Below are 2,441 nucleotides of genomic sequence, written 5' to 3'. Positions count from 1 at the left end.
GTGTGGGGGAACGGTGGCGCTGGGGGTGCCGGCGGCACGGGGAGCGCCGGCGATGGCGGTTCGGGCGGCGCCGGCGGCGCCGGCGGCATGTTCGAGGGCTCGGCGGGCGCCGGCGGCGCCGGCGGCACCGGCTCCGTCAACGGGGGCGCCGGCGGCCATGGCGGCAGCACGAGGGGCATCTCCGGCAACGGCGGCGACGGCGGCGCCGGCGGGAGCGGCGGCAACGCCGCGGGGATCTCGGGCAGCGGCGGCGCGGGCGGGGCCGGTGGCACCGGCGAGACCACCGGCGGGAACGGTGGCCACGGCGGCAACGCGGCGCTGGTCGGCTACGGAGGTGACGGCGGCCCCGGCGGCCAGGGCGTCACGGGCCGCGGCGGTGACGGCGGCAACGGTGGCGGCGCCGTGCTGGTCGGTAACGGCGGCACCGGTGGCAACGCCGGGGTCGGCACGCCGGAGGGCAACGCCGGCACCGGTGGCGCGGGCGCGCTGTTCGGCTCGCCCGGCAACAACGGCCTGACCTAGCTGCAAGCTAGGGCCGCCGCGCCCCCAGCCGGAACACGCGCCACCCCGCCTGCTCCCAGCGGGCGGCGTCCAGGCAGTTGCGGCCGTCGACGACGACGCGGGCCCGCACCCGGTCGGCAAGGTCGTGCGGGTCGAGGTCCACGAACTGCCGCCACTCGGTGAGCACCAGCACCGCGTCCGCCCGCTCGCAGGCCTCTTCGACCGACACCGCGTAGTTCAGCGTCGGGAAGAGCCGCTGCGCGTTGTCCAACGCCTTGGGGTCGTACACGTTGACCGCGGCGCCGTTGAGCTGAAGCTGCCCGGCGACGTTCAGCGCGGGCGAGTCGCGGACGTCGTCGGATTCGGGCTTGAACGCCGCACCCAGCACGGCGATATTGGCGCCCAGCAACGAGCCGCCGCAGGCGGTGGTGGCCATCTCGACCATCCGGGTGCGCCGGCGCATGTTGATGCTGTCCACCTCGCGCAGGAACGTCAGCGCCTGGTCGGCTCCCAGCTCGCCGGCGCGAGCCATGAACGCGCGGATGTCCTTGGGCAGACAGCCGCCGCCGAAACCCAAACCGGCATTGAGGAATTGGCGCCCGATCCGCGGGTCGTAGCCCAGCGCGTCGGCCAGCAGGCTGACGTCGGCGCCCGCCGCCTCGCACACCTCGGAGATGGCGTTGATGAACGAAATCTTGGTCGCCAGAAAGGCATTCGCGGAAACCTTGACCAGCTCGGCGGTCTGCAGATCGGTCACCAGGAAGGGCACCCCCGCGTCCAGCAGCGGGCCGTACAGCTCGCGGGCCGCCGCCTCGGCGCGCGTGGAACCCTCTTGGATGCCGAGCACGATGCGATCCGGGTGCAGAGTGTCGTGCACCGCGTAGCCCTCGCGCAAAAATTCTGGATTCCAGGCGATTTCGACGTCGACACCGCGGCGCGCCAGCGCGGCCGCCCGCTCGTTGAGGTCGGCCGCCGTGCCCACCGGCACCGTCGACTTGCCGATGAGCACCGACGGCCTGGTGAGCCGGGGCACCAGCGCGTCGATGACCGCGTGGACGTGGCAGAGGTCGGCGCCGTATTCGCCCTTCTTCTGCGGCGTTCCCACGCCCAGGAAATGCACGTCGGCGAAATCGGCCGCCATCTCGTAGTCGGTGGTGAACTGCAGTCGTCCGGCAGCGAGGTTGTCGGTCAACAACTTTCGCAGGCCGGGTTCGTAGAACGGGATGTCACCGCCCGCCAGCTTGGCCACCTTGCCGGCGTCGATGTCCACCCCGACGACCTCGTGCCCCAGTTCGGCCATACCCGCTGCGTGCGTGGCGCCCAGGTAACCGGTGCCAAATACGGTGCATCGCATACCACCGTGTGTAGGTGGCCGCGATGAGCTAACTGCATCTGGCCGCTAATCGGGAGGCAAACGGGAGATGACAGGTGGCCCGAAAGGCCTAGTGGTGGCCCCCGCCGTGACCGCCGCCGAAGCCGCCGCCACCGCCGAAGCCGCCGTGGCCTCCGCCACCGCCGGGGAACCCGGGGAACCCGCCGCCGCCGCGCGGACCCTCGCCGCCGCCGTGCGGGCCATATCCACCGCCGGGCGGGCCGAACACGCCTCCCGGCGGGCCGCCGATGCCCGGTATGGGCAACGGGATTGGCACCGGAATCGGCGCGACGGCCGGGGGCGGCGCGGGAGCGGGCACCGGGGCCTCCGGCACCGGGACCGGCGCCGGAGCGGGAGCCTCAGGAATCGGGGCGGGCGCCGGAGCGACCGGAATCGACGCGGGCGCGGGGGCCTCGGGAACCGGCGCGGGCGCCGGAGCCGGAGCCGCCTCGGGTGCCGGCGCCGGGGCCGGAGCCGCGGGGGCCGGGGCCGGTGCTGCGGGCGCCGGAGCGGGAGCCGCCGGCGTGCAGCCCGCCCCCGGCCACAACGTCGTCGCCCCCACCCAGGC

Annotated in this window: 2 protein-coding genes and 1 pseudogene; 1 reads left to right on the top strand and 2 read right to left on the bottom strand. The window is 74.4% G+C overall.

The features are described from left to right. Positions 1-522: pseudogene (locus AWB92_RS30205) on the top strand (hypothetical protein); the annotation flags it as partial. A 7-nt stretch (positions 523-529) separates the two neighbouring features. Here the strand turns inward: AWB92_RS30205 and AWB92_RS23780 are convergent. Further along, positions 530-1,855, bottom strand: a complete 1,326-nt coding sequence (locus tag AWB92_RS23780) for a UDP-glucose/GDP-mannose dehydrogenase family protein (RefSeq protein ID WP_085190057.1) — start codon at positions 1,853-1,855, stop codon at positions 530-532. A gap of 88 nt (positions 1,856-1,943) precedes the next feature. Further along, positions 1,944-2,441 (bottom strand): hypothetical protein (locus tag AWB92_RS23775; RefSeq protein WP_193791426.1); only part of this gene is annotated, 498 nt, incomplete at its 5' end.

Origin of the sequence: Mycobacterium sp. IEC1808 (assembly GCF_002101935.1) — a bacterium.
Lineage (GTDB): Bacteria > Actinomycetota > Actinomycetes > Mycobacteriales > Mycobacteriaceae > Mycobacterium.
The sequence above is the reverse complement of the archived record's forward strand: the minus strand, read 5'-3'. Positions and strand labels throughout refer to the sequence as shown.